Raw genomic sequence first — 19,923 nt, forward strand, 5'->3', positions numbered from 1 at the left:
GCGGCCAATGCCCATCCCGCCTTCGATACCCAGCGACACAACCACTTCGCTCTCAACCGGTGCGCATTTGAGCGGACCGCACGGGGACTAGGGAACGCCGCACAGGCACGATTCGCTTCATCGGATAGCTCAGGCGCCGATGAAGCGACCAGGTCTCCGTTCAGCGACTGCGACCATCCCTTCGCGAGCATCCGCGGTGGCTAATAACTTGGTCTGCTCGTCGCTTTCGTGCTGAACCTGCGTGCGATACGCATCGACGAGACCCTGGCGCAGCGTTGCACGTGTCGAGATGACGGCGAGCGGTGCGGCCTCGGCGATTTCGCCTGCCAGCTTCAGCGCAGCCTCGCGCAGTTCCGACTGATCAACCAGTTCATCGACAAGCCCCCAAGCCAGCGCCTGTTCCCCATTCAGACGCCGACCCGTGTACATGAGGAGCGATGCTTTCTGCACGCCGATTAAACGGGGAAGGGTATGCGTCAGGCCAAAGCCCGGGTGAATGCCAAGCTTCACGAAGTTCGCGGAAAATCGTGCTTCCGGCGCTGCAACCCTGAAATCCGCAACGAGTGCCAGTCCGAAGCCGCCCCCGACGGCAGGCCCCTGTATTGCAGCAACGATGGGCTTGCGTGTTGCAAACATTCGTGCGGCGGCGGGGTAGATATCTCGGGACGGGCCGCCCGGAGTGCTGAAGTCTGCGCCGGCGCAGAACGCGGTCCCCTGCGCCGTCAGAACGATCGCGCGAAGTGAAGCGTCTTCATCTATGTCTTCGAAAAGCTGAGCGAGCGCGTTCATCAGCTCGAGGTCGAAGAAGTTGTGCGGCGGTCGCCTCATCTCGACAACGGCAACGTTCCCGACGACCTCAAATCCTACGTCCGCATATTCGTGCATGCAGGTCTCCTGACCCCTTGTACGCCCAATGTCGTTTTTTGTCCCTGAGCTTATTTGCCCGCAGACTCCGCGACTTGGGAAATGGAAGCGTCCAGAACGCTCACGCCGAAATCAATCTCTTCGTCCGTCGAGTTGATTGGTGGAGCAAACCGGAGAATGCCTGCTGAATATGCACCGGTGATGTTTGCAAACAGACCGCGCTCCAGCGCAACCTCAGTAACTTCCCGGGCAAGGTCAGTCGCGCTTTTTCCCTTGAACGGAACGAACTCCATCCCAAGCAACAGACCCCTGCCTCGAACGTCACCGATGCATTGGTGCCGTTGCATCAGGCTCTGCAATCCTTGTCGGAGACGGCTTCCGAGAACCCGCGATCTTTCGACAAGCTGGTCGCGCTTAACAATCTCCAGAACCTTCAAGGCGACAGCGGCGGGAAGCGGGTCATTGCCGTGCGTGGTGACGAAAAAGAACCCGCGCCGTTCGGCCTCTTCCGCGAGCGCATCCGACGTCTGAACCGATGACATGGCCATACCGGCGCCGAGCGTCTTCGAAAGCAGAAGCACGTCCGGCACGACGTTGTCGCGCTCGAAGGCAAACATTTCTCCGGTGCGACCAAGGCTTGTCTGCGCCTCGTCGAGGATGAGGAGCATGCCCCGTCGTTCGCAATGTTTCTTCAGTGCCGCCAGATACCCGAGCGGCAGGTCGATGATACCGCCTGTACTGAGAACCGGCTCCGCAATGAAGGCGGCGAGATTGCCGGTGGACTGACGATCCAGAAGGTCGAAGCTGTCGTCGAGTTCCTGCTGCCACGTCACCCCGGCAAAACGTGGCCGATAGGGGTTTGGCGCGGGGATGGCGAAAGATCCCGGCATGAGCGGCCCTTGGCCGCCTCGCCCCAGGGAATACGTTGCCGACGCCGCAGCCCCGGTCGATCCATGGTACGATTGGGCGAAGCCGACGATTTCCCATTTGCCCGTAACCACCTTCGCGAGCCGGATCGCTGCTTCGACCGACTCCCCGCCGGTAGACAGAAACATCGCGCGCGGAAGAGCGGGTACCAGTTCCGCCAAGGCGGCAGCCAAGTCCACGACTGGCTTGGAGATCATCATGCTGAACAGATGGTCCAACGTACCAGCGGCTTGTTGCACAGCCTCAACGAGGTCCGGATGAGCGTGCCCGATCACGGAGCTCATCTGCCCGGAGGTGAAATCAAGCACCTTGCGCCCCGTGGCGTCGTAGAGCCACGATCCCTCGGCCCGGGTGGGAATGAATGAGGTGAACGTTCCACCTGTTCCCATGTATTTCAGCAGATGGCGATCCGCTTTTTGCCAGATATCGGCTTCCGAGTTGTTCAGCATCTTATCCATTGCCGGTTATCCCGCTGCGTTTGAGCTCGAGGTGATTGCCTCGTCGCAAATCCAGAAGGCAGTCTCATGCACCAGATACATCGATGTGGAAGTTGTCACGATGCCTGCCCCTGCCTTTTCGAGTGCAGATGTAGCGGCCAAACTTCGCGAGATTAAACGCAAATACCTCTCGCTGACTGGTGAACAGGATTTTCTAATCGCGTCTGAGCTTGTGCGTGGAAGGCAAATCCACACCTATAAAAAGAATTGGGGCGTAGCCGCTGGGCACACGATATCAGGCGCCGGTTGTGCGCGCCTTCTTAACGGCCGTCTCGAAGATCTTCGCCGCCTCGCGCAGGAAACCCAGGATGGCGATGCTTTTGGAGCTGATGCGGGCCGAAGGGCCTCCCACGCCAAGGGCGAACCTGCGGCCGAAAGGCGTAGGCAGAAGCAGAACGCCCATCGTGCAGACGCCGGGTGTGACGCGACTGTCGGACGTTGCAAATCCTTGGTCGCGCACGGCCTCAAGGTCAGCCATCAGCTCCCGTTGATTTATTTTCGCTTCATGGGATGCCCGGCGCGCATCTATTCGTCGGATGGTCGCTTCGATGTCCGCAGTCTTCTCCGCGCTCAACAGTAGTCGCCCGAATCCCGAGGTGGCCAGCGGCCGCAGCGTGCCGGGCGCAACGGCGAACTGCAGCGCTTCGTTGGAATGGACCACATGAACATATTGCACTTGAAGGTCGCTCCGGGCGGCAAGGACGACCGTTTCGCCTGTCGCGTCGCGGAGATCTTCCATCACACGCAGGATGTTCAGCCCGCCGAAAAGATCGGTCGCGACCCAGCTGCCAAGCAATGCAATCCTCATCGTCGGCAGGTAAGTGCGGCTGCGCTTGAGCGTGGGGGTGGCATCGCGGCATGGCTCGACCTCGCGCGCCGGATGCCCGCTGCGCTGCCCGATCATAATCTCGCGTTCCTCTGCAACAGCGGGCACGAGTATGAAAATCTGGGCGCGGAAGAAGCGCTGAAGGCGGTGGCGCCAAAGCCCGAGGATACAGATTTCTGGCTGCACCTCGGCGCCAATCTCGCGGCGCGGGACTGGCACGAAGGGCTGTTCGGACTCGCGCCGCTGGCGGGCACGGACTCGCAGCGCTATCTTGCCGTCAGCCCCCAGCACCTGCCGCTTGCCCGCTGCATTTTCGCGGGTCTTGCAGGCCTCGAAAGTCCTTATTCCGCCGCCGCGCTTTCGGCGGGCGAACTCGCGGCGATCGTCGCTGCGGGCTATCCGTCGGTCGCCGGCGTTTTCGGGTTGCACCGCTTTCATCATGTCGAGGACGACGACGCGCGCTGCATCGATCCCGGAGAGATTGCGACAACGATCGCCGCCTTCCGCCAATTTCTGGCGGCGGCGGCGAGGGCCTGACGCGATCAATCGGCTTCGATATCGCGCTTGTAGGTTTCGGGCAGGAACAGGATGCCGACAACCGCTGTGATCGCCGCGATGACAACAGCATACCAGAGACCCTGATAGATGTTGCCCGTGGCCGCAACCATCGCGAAGCCGATCGTCGGCATGAAACCGCCGATCCAGCCGTTGCCGATATGGTAGGGCAGGGAAAGCGAACTGTATCGGATGCGCGCCGGGAAGAGTTCGACCAGCAGCGCCGCGAGCGGACCATACACCATCGTGGCAAGGACACCGAAGATACAGAGGATGCCGATGACCTTCAGCTTGTCGACCGAGGCGGGGTCGGCGGAATCCGGATAGCCTGCTCGTGACAACGCAGCCTGCACGTCAGTCTGAAACGCTGCGACGGCGGCGGTTTTCGCTTCACCCTTCAGCAAGGCAGGGTTCGGTGCGGTAAAGGCTTCATCGCCGATCCGGACCGTCGCGATCGTGCCGGGAGAGGCGTTGACGTTTGAATAGTTGATACCGCCGCGTGCGAGATAGGTCTTCACGATGTCGCAGCTTGTCGTGTCGAAACTGTTCCGTCCGATCGGATCGAACTGGAACGAGCATTCGTCTGCGTCGGCGACGACCTGCACGGGTGCGCTTTCGACAGCCGCCGCCATTGCCGGATTGGCTGCCGTAACCAGAGCCTTGTAGAGCGGGAAATACGAGAAAACGGCAATCACGCACGCTGTCATCATGATCGGTTTGCGTCCGATGCGGTCGCTCAGCCAGCCGAAGAAGACGAAGCTTGGGATAATCATCAGGAGCGCGGTCGCGACCAGGAAGTTGGCGGTGGCGCCGTCCACCCTCGCGATCTTTTCGAGATAGAAGAGCGGATAGAGATGTGCGGCAAAACCTATGACCGCCTGACCAGCGACCGCGCCGAACAGCGCGATGAGAACGAGCCTGAGGTTGCGCCATTCCCCGAACGCTTCGCGGAGCGGCGCCTTCGACGTCGCTCCCGCTTTCTTCATCCGTTGAAACACCGGGCTCTCTTCAAGCTGCAGCCGTATCCAGAGGGTGATGCCAAGCAGCACGATCGAGAAGATGAAGGGGAGGCGCCAGCCCCAGTCGTTGAAGGTTTCCGCATCCATGAAATTGCGCAGGCCGACCACGAATGTGGAGGCGAGGATCAGGCCGATCATTGCCGTCGTCTGGATAAAGCTCGTATAAAAACCGCGCTTTCCCGGCGGCGCATGCTCGGCGATATAGACAGCGGCACCGCCGTATTCGCCGCCGATCGCGAGACCCTGAAGCAATCGGAGTGTCATCAGGATGATCGGGGCGGCAATTCCGATGGCGTCGTAACCCGGCAGGAAGCCGACCGCAAACGTCGACAGGCCCATGATCGCCATGGTGACGAGGAAGGTGTTCTTGCGTCCGACGACATCCCCGACCCGGCCGAATACCAGCGCGCCGAAGGGGCGCACCGCAAAGCCTGCAGCGAAGGCCATCAGCGCGAGGATGAAACCGGTGGTTTCATTGACGCCCGAGAAAAAATGCCGGGAGAGGGCGGTGGCGAGCAGTCCGTAGAGATAGAAATCATACCATTCGAACACCGTTCCCAGCGATGACGCAGTGATGACGAGCTTGTCGCTCTGACCTTTCGCCTCGGCGGGCAAGGCTTCGCTCTCGGTTGCCATATTCTTCCTCCCATCAAAATCGGCTCTGGGCTCTTCTCGGCCCCTCCGCCGTGCTCGTTATCAGCGCGCGACGGACACCGTCTGTTCGGTGTAGCCGGCATTTTCCAGTTCGCGTTCCGCCTGCATGAAGCCGTAGGCGGGTACGATCTCACCGCGCCGATCCGAGAGTTGCTCCCATTGTGCGGCGACGCGCTCTGCTGCGTCATCCCCGGTTCCAATGAAAACGCCCTCGGTGAGCGTGATGTTGGCGCGCGCAAAATGTCCCGCGCCCGCGCAAAGAATTGCACGCGTCGGCGCATCCTCGCTCACCAGCGCGAGCACGCCGGGGCTTACGGCCTCCGGAGCCAGCCGCGCGAGTGCCTCGGGAGCGAGCACACCACCGGTCATCTGTGTTGCCGCCGTGGGCGCGAGGCAATTGACGCAGATGCCATAGGGCTCGCCTTCAAGCGCCAACGTCTGCATCAGCCCGACAAGTGCCATCTTCGCTGCGCCGTAGTTGGCCTGACCGAAATTGCCATAGAGGCCCGACGAGGACGTCGTCATGACAATCCGGCCATAACGACGCGCGCGCATCTGCTCCCACACCGCTTTCGAACAGATCGCGGCGCCAATCAGGTGCACGTCGACGACCAGCCGGAAATCGGCGATGTCCATCTTCGCAAAACTCTTGTCGCGCAGGATGCCTGCATTGTTGATCAGGATGTCGACGCCGCCCCAGGCATTGGTGGCGGCGTCTACCATCGCCGCGACTTCGGCCTCATCCGTGACAGAGGCCGGTGCGGACAGCGCCTTCCCGCCGGCGGACACGATCTCTGCAGCGACACTTTCCGCCGCAGCCTCGTTAACATCGTTGACGACGACGCGGGCACCTGCGCGCGCGAGCAGCAGTGCATGTGCACGGCCGAGCCCTCCGCCAGAACCTGTTACGATCGCCACCCGCCCGGCCAGATTCATGCTCTCCTCCTTGCTCATCATATAATAACTCACACGTGAGTTAATCAAAAAGACATGACAGTTCCGGCATGGGACCTAGCCGTTCAGCCTGTCCGCTCGGCCTTTAGCTGATCGCATATTTCGCGAAAACCAGCCGCCATGAAGCGCGCCATACGCTGCTTGACGGCTTCATAGTCGTTGGAGTGGCAAAGTCCGTGCGAGAGCTTGTCGATACGCCCCGTGCGCGCAAGCGTAAGCATCAGTGCCCCGGTGACGAAATGATAGCCCCAGAAGATGTCTTCCTCGGCGGCGTCGGGCAGCGCCTTTTTCAGGATTTCGATCAGCCGCAGCACGACAGGATCGAAATACTTGTCCATGAATTCGGCGCCTTCGGGGCTGTTCGACGCCTGAGCGCAGAAGGCGCCATAGTTTTTCCAGCCTTCGCCGCCCTGGATGTAGAGATCGAGGTCGATATCGAGAAACGCATGGAGCGCGCCCTCGACAGTCGGCTTTCCGGCCGCAGCTTTTTCGTAGTCGTCGAGCGCCTTCGTGCGCTTTTCAATCGTAACGACAGCACGGCGGGCGAATACTGCATCGAATAGCGTTTTCTTGTCGTCGAAATAATAGTTGAGGAGCGTATGATGAACGCCCACGCGCTTTGCCACATCCTTCAGCGTCACGCCATAAAAGCCGTGCTTGGAAAACAGTTGTTCGGCAGTGTCGAGAATTTGTTCCATCGTTTCGGCGCGCTGCTCCGCCTTTGATGGCCGTTTCGTCTGAGGCTTTACCTTGGACGCCAAAATCACTTCCCTTTCGAAATCGTCACGTCGCGTAGCTGCCGTTCGAATCTAGGCCTGACCATATTCGGCCCGCAACTGCATCTTATCGATCTTGCCTGTCGGTGCGAGCGGCATTGCATCAAGGCGGATGACTGCATCGGGAACCCACCAGGACGCGATACGCCCGGCCAGCGGCGCAAGCAATTCTTCGTCGCTGATCGAATCGCCGCATGTCTCGACGAGAAGGATCGGCCGCTCACCCCACTTAGGATCGGAGCGCCCGATGACGGCGGCGAGCGACACGCGCGGCAGCGCGCTGACCAGGGCTTCGATCTCGGCGGGATTGATCCACTCGCCGCCGGACTTGATAAGATCCTTGGATCTGCCGGTGATGGTGAGATTTCCGCTTTCGTCGATACGTGCGAGGTCGCCCGTGTCGAACCAGCCGTCGGCATCGGTGGCGGGCGCATCTTGCCCGAAATAGCGCTCTACGACCGTGCCGCCGCGCACGCGCAAATGGCCTTCCGTTCCGCGCTGTTCGGGAAGCGGGCATCCTTCGGCATCGGTGATGAGCAGATCGATGCCGATCGCGGGGCGGCCCGACAGCGAGGCGCGGCGACGCGGATCGCCCGGTAGCGCTGCCGTCCCGAGTGGAGACAGCTCGGTCATCCCCCAACTCGTTTGGATCTCGACGCCCAGGCGGCGCTCGATACGCTCCATGAGCGCCGACGGCATGGGAGACCCGCCCACCAGGATGCGTTCAAGCGTCGGCACATCTCCGCCTTCCGCCTCCAGATGCTCGACAAGGCCGAGCCAGACGGTGGGCACCCCCGCTGCGGCTGTCACGCCCTCTTCGCGAATGAGTCGCGCCAGGTGCGCGCCGTCGCTGTGGCGTCCCGGAAGCACCAGCTTTGCCCCCACCGCAGGCGCCGCGAACGGCAACCCCCACGCATTGGCATGAAACATCGGCACGACGGCGAGGATCGCATCGCGCGAGGTCGGGCCAAGCACATCGGCCTGCAACTGCCGCATCGTGTGCAGGTAGCAGCCGCGGTGCGTATAGGTGACGCCCTTGGGCGCGCCGGTGCTGCCCGAAGTGAAGCAGAGCCCCGACGGCGCCGTCTCCGAAAAATCGCCCCACGGGATATCGTGCGGCGCCTCGGCGACGAGCGGCGCGAGCGCATCGGCATCCTCCGCGCCCTCATCCGTATCGATCAGAAGGATACGGCGCAGCGCGGGCAGATTACGGGCCGCCTCCCGTGCCAGAGGCAGAAGATCGGCATTCACGAGCAGCAGCGCGGCCTGCGACTGGGCGAGCATCCCGCCGAGTTGTGTCGCGGTGAGACGCGGGTTGAGCGTGTGGCAGATCGCGCCCATGCCCATGATGCCGTACCAGGCCTCGAGATGCCCCTGCGTGTTCCACGCGAGGGTTGCCACGCGATCGCCGGCGCGGATGCCCAGCGCGTGCAATGCGCCCGAAACGCGGCGCGCACCCGTGTGCAGCGCCCTATAGGAAATGCGCCGGACACCATTCGGTCCCGCCGACACCACTTCAGCGTTGGGATGCCATTTCGCGGCGTGGGAGAGGAACTTGTCGAGCGTCAGACCATAATATTGCATCGAACCGTCGTTCATTGGCACCCCTTGGCTTTCGGCGGCAAGGGTGGCGCTGCAACCCCGACATTCCAGTTCCACGCGATATCTCCCGCCGCGCGACGGCGGCACACGACCGCCTCGTGCAGAGCCGAGACGCCGGGAAACAAATGGTTGCCCGCGCGGGGTACATCCGCGAAATGCAGGAAACCCCGATTTTCGGCATAGGATGGCCAATCCGGCCAGCCCTTCGCCCGCGGTTTGCCGGTCGCGGCGAAACTTGCCCAATAGTCTCCCATCGCATCGCTCAGCTTGCGTTCCGAAAGGCTTGACGGAATTTTTGGCCAGAGCGGTGGCGTCTTGCCGGCCGTATCGAAAATATAAGGCAGTTCCGCGGCATGGAAGGCGTGGAGATTCCATTCCTGCGTCGCGGGATAGGCGTGATCGAAGAGATAGAAGTATGCGCCTTGCCCGAGCGCCGCCTGGTTTGAAACGAGGCGTTCGGCGGTCCAGCCGTACATGGCGTCACGTGTTGCGGCGAGCATACTTTCCTCGATCGTCTTCGCCGGATAACGGGCGAGGAACAGGTCGGCGAGATCGCCGTAGCCCGCACGGATCGCGGCCTCGTAGGCGGCTGCATTCGCAGGCGGCTTCGGCAAGAGGAAACGCAGTGAGCGGATTTCGCCACTGTTGAAGCCTGCGAGGATCGGGACCGGCGCCTGCTCGTTCCGGTCGAACGTATCGACCAGTTGGCGCGGCAGGACTTTGCCGTCGATCGTGATGAACGGAAAATACCCGGTGCCTGCTGCGTTTTCGGTCAGGGTCGTCGCATCCATTGCGCGCAACGCGGCCGGATCGGTTGAGCCGAGTTTTACAGCAAGGCTGCTGCCCTGGTCCTCGGCGGGGACCATGCCGTTCAGCGGGTCGCGCAGGGCGGGGGCGGACACCATATAGGCGCTTTGTGCAATCGCCTTGTGGAACAACCCACGCGCGGCGGGGGCGGCCATGAGCGCCATGACGCTAAGCGCGCCTGCGGATTCTCCTGCGACCGTGACATTGGCAGGGTCGCCGCCGAAGGCCGAAATGTTGCGCTTCACCCATTCGAGCGCCGCCACCTGATCGAGCAGGCCATAGTTGCCTGAAACACTGTCCGGGGATTCCGCACTGAGCTGCGGAAGCGCGAGATAACCAAGCACGCCGAGCCGGTAGTTGATCGACACCACCACCAATCCGCGTTTCGCAAGCGCCGTGCCGTCGTAAATCGGATCGCTTCCGGACCCGGTCGTAAGTGCGCCCCCGTGAATCCATACGAAGACCGGGGCCTGCTTTGCCGTATCCGGTGCCCATATGCTGAGCGACAGACAGTCCTCGCTCATCGCAGGCAGAGCCCAGGCGTAGATGCTGGCGGCGCGCGGTTTGGGCTGCATGCACGCGGCGCCGAATTTCGACGCATCGCGAACGCCGTCCCAACGCGGCAGCGCGCCGGGCGGACGCCAACGGCGTTCACCCAGCGGCGGCTGCGCATATGGAACCCCGCGAAAGACCCGCACGCCGCGATCACTTGCCCCTTGAAGCACGCCTGCCGGAGCGTCCACCACCGGTTCGGCGGCAACGACCGGACCGGCGGCCAGAGCCGTCAGTATGAGCGCGACGTGCAGGCGGATCATCGAACCTTTCCTCCGCTCCGGGTGCATCAGAAGCGGTAGTTGGCGCGGACACCAACCGTACGCGGCCGCAGCCGGGCATAGCGACCATCGAGAAAAGCCTCGGGGTGAACATAAGTGATCGAACTGTCGTCAAAGAGGTTCTCGACATACGCCGTGAGATCGAGGCTCCCGAGTTTCGCGCCCGCATACAAATTCACGTTCGTCCACGCCTCGGTGTAATCGTAAGTGGGACTTGCCGCGTTGGGATTGCCCGGCACGTTGGGGAACTGGTTCGGAAACGCGCCCGTGTGAGAGACGTTGACTGATGCGAACGCGTTCCTGTCATTGCCGATCGAGAAATCGTAGCGCAGCGTGCTCGAACCCTGAAAGCGCGGCGAGGCAAGTCGGACACCGGGCTCCGCACCAGAAATCGCGGCTTCAATCGCCGACAATTCGGTTACCTTGGCTCTGTTGAAGGAGCCGTTGAAGGCCAGGCTCAAGCCCTGGACCGGCTTTGCAACAACCTCGAACTCGAGGCCGTAGCTTTCCGCGCCGCCGATGTTGGTCGCGAACTGGATCGAATCCGACACGCGGTTCGCTTGAACCTGAATGTCCTTCCAATCAATGTAATAGGCTGCCAAGTTGGTGGTAAGATCGCCGCCCAGCCAGCGGCCTTTGATGCCGACCTCGTAATTTGTCACGCCATCCGATTTCGCACCGTCGGGAATGACGATGTCGCTCGGATTGATCACACTGACGAGGCCCGCGCGGGCGTTCACGACCGGCGTGCGGAATCCCGTCGAAATTGTCGCGTAGGTGGTAAGGTCAGGCATCGGTTTCCACGAAACGCTTGCTTTGTAGGAAACGCGATCGTCGCTGACCTTCAATCCCGTCGCGGCGTTGACGGGTGTTACCGTGAGCGGACTGTTGGTAACGCCGAAAAGGGCGTAGGTCAGGTAATTGCTGTTGTAACCGCCGCCGCGAGTGAAGGACTGGACCTCGGTTCGCCCGTAGCGCAGCCCGCCCGTAATCCAGAAATTGTCGGTAAAGTGGACGGAGGCTTCGCCGAATCCGGCCATCTCCGTCTGATCCGTATAGCTGTTGAAACGCTGATAATATTCGTCGGGCAGGCCGGTCAGGCCGCGCGCATCGAGAAACTCCTGCGTCGAGCGATAGGCGAAATCGACTGTGCGCCGCTTGTCGTAATAAAAGAAACCCGCGACCCATTGGATGGGCCCGGATGTACGCGAAACCAGCCGGGTTTCCTGGACGAACAGATCGTCATAACCATAAGCGTCGAGCGCGAAGGGAATCGATTGCGCGAATGTTCCGGCGAGATCGACGTAGAAGGACGCGTCATAATCCGACAACGTCGTCGAGCTGATCAGCTCGGCGAAATCGAACTCGTAATTGACCGTGACATTGTAGTTCGTGAGCTTGCCCTGAAACAGATCGGGGCGGTCGGACCGCCGCGTGAAACGGCCAAGCGTAGGGTTGGTCAGCGCCGAATCCGCCGGTTTGCTGTTCTCGTAGGATACGAGCAGCTTCACCTTCATGCGATCGCTCGGCTGCATCAGCAGGATCGCGCGCCCGCCATAGGCTTCGAGGCTGTTCGAATCCTTGATGCCCGTGCCGACGTTGTCGATCCAGCCGTCCTCGTTGCGATAGTAGCCAGTGACACGCAGGCCCAGCTGGTCGGTCATGAGCGGGACATTGAGCATTGCGTTGTAGCGCTGGCGCACCGAACTCGATCCGGTCAGGCCAAGGTCGACGCTGGCGGACGCCTGGAATTCGTCGAGATCGGGGCTACGCGTCAGAATACGCATGGCGCCCGCGAGCGAATTCGAGCCAAACAGCGTGCCCTGTGGGCCGCGCAGGAATTCGACCCGCTCTACATCGTAAAGGTTGGGGTCGAGGATCGTTGAGTTTCCGTTCGCGGAAATCGGCAGCTCGTCAACATAGATGGCCACCGCGCTCTGCAGTCCGGCACTGTAACCATTGGTGTTGATGCCGCGGCTCGTGAAATTGTTGAAATTCTGAGTCGGCCGATTGACGACGATGCCGGGCGTATTCTGGGCAATGCCCTCATACCCGACGATGCCGAGATCGTCGAGATCCTCCTGTCCGAACGCTGTGACGCTGAGCGGGACATCCTGGAGTCTTTCCGTTCGGCGGGTCGCTGTGACGATGATATCCTCGTCGCGCCTGACATCTCGTGCTGCCGTGCTCTCCGCCGAGGCTCCAGCGCCGGTCGATTGGGCCATGGCCGTTACGGATGATGCAAAAAGCGCGGCCGCCGAGACGGACGCAAAAAGTCCAGCTTTCATAAGACCTCTCCTCCCCGTCGGCGCTTGTTATCGCCGATCTGAGGTCATTTATCCGCAATACTCACGATCGAGTCAATATTCACTATGAAGTGTGTGAATGAAAGTTTCGTCCATGATGGCAAATGCGGTGCGCCCCATCTCGACCGCGATCATGGGAAGGCGCCCCGCATCCGCAAGCGCCGGGTAGTGCTGGTGGACCTCTGGGTGCGTCGTCCCTGTCAGCAGCGGCGTAGGGTACGCTCCGACTCCTACTATCCGGCGCGCTTGGTTGATCCCCGCCGACCAACCAGCGCTCACTTTATATCATTTGCATAAATGTGAGGATGAGGTATGGGTATAACAAATGCACAAAGGGGGGGCATTGGGGCGATGGGCAGCATAGGTCGACGTTTTCCGCCGCTTTCCTTGCGTTTGCCGAGGCGGGCGGGGCAGGGCGCAGGCCCCTGGCGGTCGCTGTGATGGCTTGGTGCTCTCGCTAATGGTCTACGACTTCGTTCTGCCGATTGCTCTGGCGATCATGATGTTCTCGCTCGGGCTGGCGCTCAGGCTGGACGACTTCGCGCGTATCGTGCGCCATCCCAAGGCGCTGTTGGTGGCGCTGCCGTGTCTGCTGGTGATCGTGCCCGCGCTCGGTGTCGGTGTGGCGCACCTGAGTGGTGCGGCGCCTGCGCTCGCAGTCGGCATATATCTTGTCGCGACCTGCCCCGGCGGCACGCTTTCGAACCTGCTGACCTTCTGGGGGCGCGGCGATCTCGCACTCTCGGTTTCGATGACGGCGGCGGGGTCGGTCGCCTACAGCGTGCTCGCGCCGCTGTGGCTCACCATCGGCTACGCCATTTTCATGGGCGGCATCGAACGCGTTTCCATTTCGCCGCTGGAGGCGATCGTCCCTGTGGCGCGCATCTCGCTGCTGCCGGTGGCGCTCGGTATGCTGGTGCGGGCATATCTGCCCCGCGTGCGCGACGCGATCGAGGCGCCGCTGCGCCATGTCGCGGCGGTTGTTATCATCGCGATCTTTCTGCTGCTGATGTGGCAGCAGCGCGAGACCTTCGTAGAGGCCGTGGCGCGCGTTTGGCCCGCGGTGCTGGCACTCAATCTGCTGATGGTCGGCACTGGCTTCCTGTTCGCGCGCCTCTTTTCGGTGGCGCGGGCTGAACGCACCGCCATCGTGTGCGAACATGCCATCCGGCAGGAAGGCCTGGCGATCTTCATCGTCACTTCGTTGCTGGCGCAGCCTGCGATGGCGCTGCCGCTGATCCTCAACTCCGCCACGGGCTTTGCCGTCGGCATGGCCTACATCGGTATCGAGCGCTTTTGGGCGCGCCGTGCCGTGCGCCAGCCCCAGGCTCAACTTTCTTCATTCAAGGGACCGAACTGATGCGCCTGTCGGCACAAGGATTCATTTCGCCGCCGGGCGCGCCTTCATTCCCCATCGCAGTGCGCGGCGAAGGCGTTTACATCTTCGACAAGGACGGCAAATTCTATCTCGATGGGTCGTCCGGCGCGGTGGTGACCGGCCTTGGCCACAGCCATCCCCGCGTGCTCGCCGCCATGCGCGCGCAGATGGAAAAGATCACCTTCGCGTATGCCCGCATCTGGGAAAGCCGGCCCGATGAGGAACTGGTAGGCCGATTGGCCGAACTGTGTGGAGGCAATTTCGATTCAGCCTACTTCCTGAATGGCGGATCGGAAGCGACCGAAGCGGCGCTGAAGTTCGCGCGCCAGCTCGCCCTCGCGCGCGGGCAGGCGAGCCGCCACAAGGTGATCAGCCGGATGCCATCCTATCACGGTGCAACGCTTGGCGCGCTCAGCGTCACCGGCGATCCGGTGATGGAGCAATTGTTCGGAGCGATGATGGTGCCGATGCCGAAAATCCCGGCGCCGATCACCTATCGCACGCCGGAAGGCTTCGATGCGGACGCCTATGTCGATTATTGCGCGGAGGCGCTCGACGAGGCGATCAGGCGCGAAGGGCCGGAGACAGTTCTCGCCTTCATCGTCGAGCTCGTCGGGGGCACATCCACCGGTGCGCTGGTTTCGCCGGATCGCTACTATCGGCGTATCCGCGAGATTTGCGATCGCCACGGCGTGTTGCTCATCCACGACGAGATCATGAGCGGTGCGGGGCGATGCGGCAAATTCCTCGCGTCGCATTATGTCCCGGGCGCAGCGCCGGACATCCTCACTTTGGGCAAGGGCCTGGGGTCCGGCTATGCGCCGATCAGCGCGCTGGTGACCTCTTCGGCGTTGGTGGATGAACTGCGCGCCGTCGGCGGCTTCGCGCACGGCCACACCTATGTCGCAAACCCGATGGGATGCGCGATCGGCTGCGCGGTTCTGGATGAGCTGGTGCAAAGCAATCTCGTGGCGCAGAGCGCGGAGACCGGCGCCTATCTCGAAGACCAGCTGAGGACCGTGCAGAAGCGGCGGCGCTCGCTGGGCGATATTCGCGGGCGCGGTCTGCAGCTCGCGATCGAGATCGTCGCCGATCAGGAAACCAGAGAGTCTTATCCGTTTGAACTCAATGCACCCGCGCGGATCGAGCATCTGATGATGGAGCGCGGGCTCGCCATGTTGCACCGGCGCACGGGCGGGGGGCAGTTCGGCGAGTGGTTTATGGTATGCCCGCCGCTGATCTCGACGCGCGCGGATATCGATAGGCTCGTCGAGATTATCGACGATGCCCTTGGCGCATTCGAACGCAGCATCGACGGCAAGATATCATGAACGACGACATCCATCTCTCCAGCACGCTCGGCGAGCTGTTCGTGCGCGCTGCGCGCCGCTTCGGCGATCGGGTTGCCCTCAGCGACGATCACGGTTCCATGACCTATCGCGAGATGGGCGAGCACATGCGTCGCTACGCCGGTGCCTATCTCGCGGCGGGGATGAAACAAGGCAGCGCGTTTTCCCTGCTCTCCGCCAATCGCGTTGAAGCGGTTGTCGCGCTCGCGGCCGGGCTGATGCTCGGCCTGCGCTACACGCCGCTCCATCCCAAGGCCAATGTGGAAGACCATGCGTTCGCGCTGCAGGACGCGAACATCGATCTTTTCATCGTCGATGATCGCCATTTCGCGCAGCACGGCCGCGATGTGGCGGCGCAGTGCCCCGGTATGCGTACGATGTCGTTCGGCGGCCTCGATTACGCGCCGAGCATCGAAGCGGCGGCTGAAGCGGCTGAACCTGCACCGCTGCAGGCGGTGACAGGCGGCGATACGCCCGCGTTCGTCGTCTACACCGGCGGCACCACCGGCCGGCCGAAAGGCGTCGTGCACAAGAACCGCTCGCTGGTGACCAATCTGCTGCTTCAGACGAGCGAATGCGAATTGCCGCAGGAGATGCGCTTTCTGGCGGTGACGCCGATCAGCCATGCCTCGTTCCTGTTCATTCTTCCCACCCTGCTGCGCGGCGGCGAACTCGTGCTCCGCGCCAAATTCGATCCCGCGCGATTTGTGGACGAGCTGCACACGCATCGCATCACGGCGACCTTCCTCGTGCCGACGATGATCTATGTGCTCCTCGACCGGCCGGAGATCTGGGAGCGCGGCGCGGGGCCGCTGCAGACGCTGGTCTACGGCGCCTCGCCGATGTCGCCCGCGAAGCTCGCCAAGGCCATCGAGGCTTTCGGTCAGATCTTCGTGCAGGTGTACGGGCAGATCGAGTGCCCCAACATCATCAGCGTGCTCGGCAAGGCCGATCATGATCTCACGCGCCCGCACATGCTGATGTCGTGCGGGTTTCCGAGCGCCGCAACGTCGGTGGCGCTGATGGACGACAATCTCGATCCCGTGCCGCCGGGCGAAATCGGGGAGATCTGCGCGCGCGGTCCGCTGGTGATGGAAGGCTATTGGAACCGCCCCGACGCAACCGAAGAGGCGATGGGCGGGGGCTGGCTACGCACCGGCGACATGGGGCGGATGGACGAGAACGGCTACCTCTTTATCGAGGATCGCAAGAAAGACCTGATCATCTCCGGCGGCTTCAACGTGATCCCGCGCGACATCGAAGAGGTTCTCAATCGCCACCCCGAAGTGTCGATTGCAGCCGTGGTGGCGACGCCTGACGAGAAGTGGGGCGAGGCGGTGTTGGCGGTCGTCGTGCCGCAGCGCGGGGACTTTGCCGACGCGGCCGCTCTGATCGCGTGCGTGCGCGATGCCAAGGGCGCGCTGTGTGCGCCCAAGCGCGTGGAATTCGTCACCGAATTGCCGCTGACGCCGCTCGGCAAGCCTGACAAGAAAGCGCTCCGCGCCCGCTATTGGGCCAGCGCCGAACGCGCGGTGAACTGAGATGCGCGGCGCCCGCTTCCTTTCAGCGCGCATGGTGGCCAGCGTGCTCGTTCTGGCTGCGATATCGGCGTGTGCGCCGGTCGCTCGACATGCCGATGATCCATCGGCTGACCTGCCTCAGCGCGCGCAATCGCTATACGTCAAGGGCTCCGGCGGCGACCGCCTTGCGGTCGATCTCTATCTTCCCCGGCACGCCGCGAACGAACGCGTGCCGACGCTGGTGGTGAGCAGCCGCTATGGCCGCCGCGGCGAAGTGAAGATGCACTTCGCCAATGAATGGACGCAGCGCGGCTATGCGCTCGTGGTGTTCGATTCCGTCGGCAGCGGCGTGTCGAGCGGCATGCGCGAGGCGGAACTCAGCGACACCGAGATCGCGGATGTCGGTGCGATCAGCCGCTGGGCCGCTTCGCAACGCTGGAGCAATGGCGCGGTCGTGCTGATGGGGCTTTCGTACAGCGCCGACGCCGCAGATCTCGGCGCGACGCTGGGCGAACCTGCGATCCGCGCGGCGATCGTGCGCTCGGCCGAAAGCGATCCTTATCGCCACCTGTTCTTCCCGGGCGGGGTCGCCAACGCGATGATGCGCGATCTGTGGGGTGCGGCCGTCGCGGGCAAGGATCGCAGCGTGGCGTGCATCGCCGACGCGGCGGCCTGCGCGGGCATGATCCATATCGGACCGGTCGATGGCGATGAGAGCTACGCTGAGGCGCGCACGGCGCTGCGCGATCACCTCGCCAATGCACGGCTCGATATCGATCTGCTCGGCGTCACGTACGCCGACGATCCGCTGCCCGGACGAAATTTTTCCATCGCAGGCATGGGGACGGTCGCGCGCGCCGACGCCGTGCGCAATGCCCGCGTGCCGGCACAGGTGTGGGGCAGTTGGCTCGACGCGGGCACCGCGCAATCGGCGCTGGAGAGGTTCGCGCTCTCCAAAGGCGTGCCGGTGGAGGTGCGCATCACCGCCGCGTCGCATGGCGCTTACGCCGGTGCCGACCCGTTCAAGCCGCAACCGCAGCCGCCGGTTCCTTCCGTGCAGCGTCAGTTCGATCTGCTCGCGGATTTCGCCGACCGGGCGCTGGCCAGTGCGGCGACACGCACGATCCGATACGCGATCCTCGGCACCGATGTGTGGCGGCAAACCCTGGTGTGGCCGCCGGTCGGCATCGAACCGCGTCGATTCTATCTCGGCGAAAACGATCTGCGCGACAAAGCCGGCGCATCGGAGATCACGGTCTCATACAAGGTCGATTTCAATGCGACGACGGGTGCGGCCAATCGCTGGACCGCCAACACCGGCGTCATTCCCGACTACGCGGGTTGGCCCGATCGGAATGCATCGCTGGTACGTTTCACCTCCGCGCCGTTCACGCAGGATTTCGAACTCGCGGGTGCGCCGCGCATCGCCTTGACGCTCAGTTCAACGCACGAAGATGGCGCGGTGTTCGCCTATCTCGCCGTTCAGCGTCCCGATGGTCGCCTGGTCTATCTCACGGAAGGGATGCTCCGGGTGCTGCATCGGCGCGTGCGCGAAGAGGGTGGCGCTCTGGAGCGCTCGTTCCGGCGCGCGGATGTCCAGCCGGTGGTGCCCGGCGAAATGGCGCGCATCGTCTTCGATGCATTCCCGGTCGCGGCGCGCATCGCTGCCGGGGATCGGCTGGTGCTGCTGCTCGCCGGCGCGGATCGGGACACGTTCGCGCGCTATCCGACCACGGGCGACCCGATCTGGAGCGTCGATGTCGGCGGCGCCGACGCAAGTTTCATCGATATTCCACTGCGCCCCTGGTCAAGCGGGGCGGCGGGCGAAACACAAGGCCTCTGAAAGGGGCGAGGAGGGAGATCCGTTATGATGAAAGTGTTGGTCGCCGGTGTGGGCATGACGGACTTCTACAAGCCCGGCAAGAGCCCCGATTACACCGAACTCGGCAGAGACGCCGCGCTTGCCGCGATCACAGATGCCGGGATCGGCTACCGGGATATCGAGCACGTCTATGCCGGTTACGTGTTCGGCGACTCCGTCGCGGGCCAGCGCGCGATCTATCCGCTTGGCCTCACCGGCGTGCCGATCTTCAACGTCACCAATTCCTGCGCCACGGGTTCGACCGCGCTTTTTCTGGCGCGGCAGGCGATCCTTTCGGGCCAGGCCGAATGCGCGCTGGCGGTGGGGTTCGATCAGATGGCACCGGGGCCGATCCTGATGGCCTATGGCGACCGCCCGGCGCCGCTCGGGCGGCATCTCGAAAAGCTCGCTGCTGCGGGCGGCCAGACGGACGGCGCGTATCTGCCCGAATTCTACGGCTACGCGGGCAAGGAATACCAGAAGCGTTACGGCGCGGCGCCCGAAACGTTCGCGCAGATCGCGGTGAAGGCACGCCGCCATGCGGCGCACAATCCCAAGGCGCTGTTCCGCACGCCGATCACCTTGGAAGAGGTGATGGCCGCACCGCCGCTCAGTCCGCCGATCACGCGCTTGCAGGCGTGCCCGCCTACCTGCGGCGGCGCGGCGGCGGTGCTGTGCACGGAAGCGTTCGCGCGCAGGCATGGGCTCACGCCCCGTGTAGAGATCGTCGGGCAGGCGCTCGAAACCGATCATGACGATGTGTTCGATACGGGGAGTATGCTGGCGCTCATCGGCCCGAAGATGGCCGCTGCCGCCGCAAAGAAGGCTTATGAACAGGCCGGTTGGGGTCCGCGCGATGCGCAGGTGGTGGAGCTTCACGACTGCTTCACCGTCAACGAACTCGTGATGTACGAGGCGCTTGGTTTCGCGCGCGAAGGCGAAGCCGAAAAGCTCGTGCGCGATGAAGACAATACCTATGGCGGCGCCTGGGTGATGAACCCTTCGGGCGGGCTCCTGTCGAAGGGCCACCCGCTGGGTGCAACAGGACTCGCGCAATGCTTCGAACTCGTCGAGCAATTGCGAGGCAATGCAGAGGGGCGTCAGGTCGATGGCGCCAGGCGCGCGATTCAACACAATCTCGGTTTGGGGGGCGCCTGCGTCGTCACGGCGTACGCGGCGATATAGCAACGCGGGT

The 19,923-nt window shown here is 62.9% G+C and carries 15 protein-coding genes; 6 read left to right on the top strand and 9 right to left on the bottom strand.

Translation table 11 applies throughout. The annotated features are described in order from the left end of the window. Positions 1 to 129: 129 nt before the first annotated feature. The 3 genes from AAC014_RS15985 to AAC014_RS15995 form a co-directional block, all read right to left on the bottom strand. Positions 130 to 885 (bottom strand): enoyl-CoA hydratase/isomerase family protein, encoded by a 756-nt coding sequence (locus AAC014_RS15985; protein ID WP_339710419.1) that lies wholly within the window; start codon positions 883 to 885, stop codon positions 130 to 132. Positions 886 to 935: 50 nt separating this feature from the next. Next, a complete protein-coding gene (locus AAC014_RS15990) occupies positions 936 to 2,249 on the bottom strand; it encodes an aspartate aminotransferase family protein (RefSeq protein WP_339710421.1) in 1,314 nt (437 codons plus the stop codon). A 274-nt stretch (positions 2,250 to 2,523) separates the two neighbouring features. Further along, positions 2,524 to 3,192: an IclR family transcriptional regulator C-terminal domain-containing protein gene (locus AAC014_RS15995; protein ID WP_339710423.1), complete on the bottom strand. Its 669-nt coding sequence runs from the start codon at positions 3,190 to 3,192 to the stop codon at positions 2,524 to 2,526. Here AAC014_RS15995 and AAC014_RS16000 point away from each other — a divergent pair. Beyond that, a complete protein-coding gene (locus AAC014_RS16000; RefSeq protein ID WP_339710425.1) occupies positions 3,169 to 3,651 on the top strand; it encodes a hypothetical protein in 483 nt (160 codons plus the stop codon). The genes AAC014_RS15995 and AAC014_RS16000 overlap by 24 nt on opposite strands. Before the next feature lie 5 nt (positions 3,652 to 3,656). On the opposite strand, the gene AAC014_RS16005 is transcribed toward AAC014_RS16000, so the two are convergent. The 6 genes from AAC014_RS16005 to AAC014_RS16030 all read right to left on the bottom strand — a co-directional run bounded on the left by AAC014_RS16005 (position 3,657) and on the right by AAC014_RS16030 (position 12,602). Beyond that, positions 3,657 to 5,324: an MFS transporter gene (locus tag AAC014_RS16005; RefSeq protein WP_339710427.1), complete on the bottom strand. Its 1,668-nt coding sequence runs from the start codon at positions 5,322 to 5,324 to the stop codon at positions 3,657 to 3,659. Positions 5,325 to 5,384: 60 nt separating this feature from the next. Further along, positions 5,385 to 6,278 carry an SDR family NAD(P)-dependent oxidoreductase gene (locus AAC014_RS16010; RefSeq protein WP_339710429.1) on the bottom strand — a complete coding sequence of 298 codons (894 nt, stop codon included), beginning with the start codon at positions 6,276 to 6,278 and terminating at the stop codon, positions 5,385 to 5,387. Between the two features lie 83 nt (positions 6,279 to 6,361). Then, positions 6,362 to 7,057: a TetR/AcrR family transcriptional regulator gene (locus AAC014_RS16015; RefSeq protein WP_339710431.1), complete on the bottom strand. Its 696-nt coding sequence runs from the start codon at positions 7,055 to 7,057 to the stop codon at positions 6,362 to 6,364. A 48-nt stretch (positions 7,058 to 7,105) separates the two neighbouring features. Then, on the bottom strand, positions 7,106 to 8,671 hold the full coding sequence (locus AAC014_RS16020; RefSeq protein ID WP_339710433.1) for an AMP-binding protein: 1,566 nt from the start codon (positions 8,669 to 8,671) through the stop codon (positions 7,106 to 7,108). Next, on the bottom strand, positions 8,668 to 10,296 hold the full coding sequence (locus tag AAC014_RS16025) for a carboxylesterase family protein (protein WP_339710435.1): 1,629 nt from the start codon (positions 10,294 to 10,296) through the stop codon (positions 8,668 to 8,670). Before AAC014_RS16025 ends, AAC014_RS16020 begins: the two co-directional genes overlap by 4 nt. A 26-nt stretch (positions 10,297 to 10,322) precedes the next feature. Beyond that, positions 10,323 to 12,602 (bottom strand): TonB-dependent receptor, encoded by a 2,280-nt coding sequence (locus AAC014_RS16030; protein WP_339710437.1) that lies wholly within the window; start codon positions 12,600 to 12,602, stop codon positions 10,323 to 10,325. A 466-nt stretch (positions 12,603 to 13,068) separates the two neighbouring features. Between AAC014_RS16030 and AAC014_RS16035 the strand changes: the two genes are divergently transcribed. From AAC014_RS16035 to AAC014_RS16055, 5 genes are read left to right on the top strand one after another with little or no spacing between them, the layout of a single operon-like run. Continuing rightward, positions 13,069 to 13,980 carry a bile acid:sodium symporter family protein gene (locus tag AAC014_RS16035; protein WP_339710439.1) on the top strand — a complete coding sequence of 304 codons (912 nt, stop codon included), beginning with the start codon at positions 13,069 to 13,071 and terminating at the stop codon, positions 13,978 to 13,980. Continuing rightward, a complete protein-coding gene (locus AAC014_RS16040) occupies positions 13,980 to 15,329 on the top strand; it encodes an aminotransferase class III-fold pyridoxal phosphate-dependent enzyme (protein ID WP_339710441.1) in 1,350 nt (449 codons plus the stop codon). The genes AAC014_RS16035 and AAC014_RS16040 overlap by 1 nt, the downstream gene beginning before the upstream one ends. Next, entirely contained in the window at positions 15,326 to 16,888 is a 1,563-nt protein-coding gene (locus AAC014_RS16045) for an AMP-binding protein (RefSeq protein ID WP_339710444.1), read from the top strand. The genes AAC014_RS16040 and AAC014_RS16045 overlap by 4 nt, the downstream gene beginning before the upstream one ends. Before the next feature lies 1 nt (position 16,889). Further along, positions 16,890 to 18,710: a CocE/NonD family hydrolase gene (locus tag AAC014_RS16050; RefSeq protein ID WP_339710447.1), complete on the top strand. Its 1,821-nt coding sequence runs from the start codon at positions 16,890 to 16,892 to the stop codon at positions 18,708 to 18,710. 24 nt (positions 18,711 to 18,734) lie between these two features. Continuing rightward, complete coding sequence (locus tag AAC014_RS16055) at positions 18,735 to 19,913, top strand: beta-ketoacyl synthase N-terminal-like domain-containing protein (protein ID WP_339710449.1); 1,179 nt, start codon at positions 18,735 to 18,737, stop codon at positions 19,911 to 19,913. Positions 19,914 to 19,923 lie beyond the last annotated feature (10 nt).

The sequence above is a fragment of the uncultured Sphingosinicella sp. genome (assembly GCF_963974575.1).
Taxonomy (GTDB): domain Bacteria; phylum Pseudomonadota; class Alphaproteobacteria; order Sphingomonadales; family Sphingomonadaceae; genus Sphingosinicella.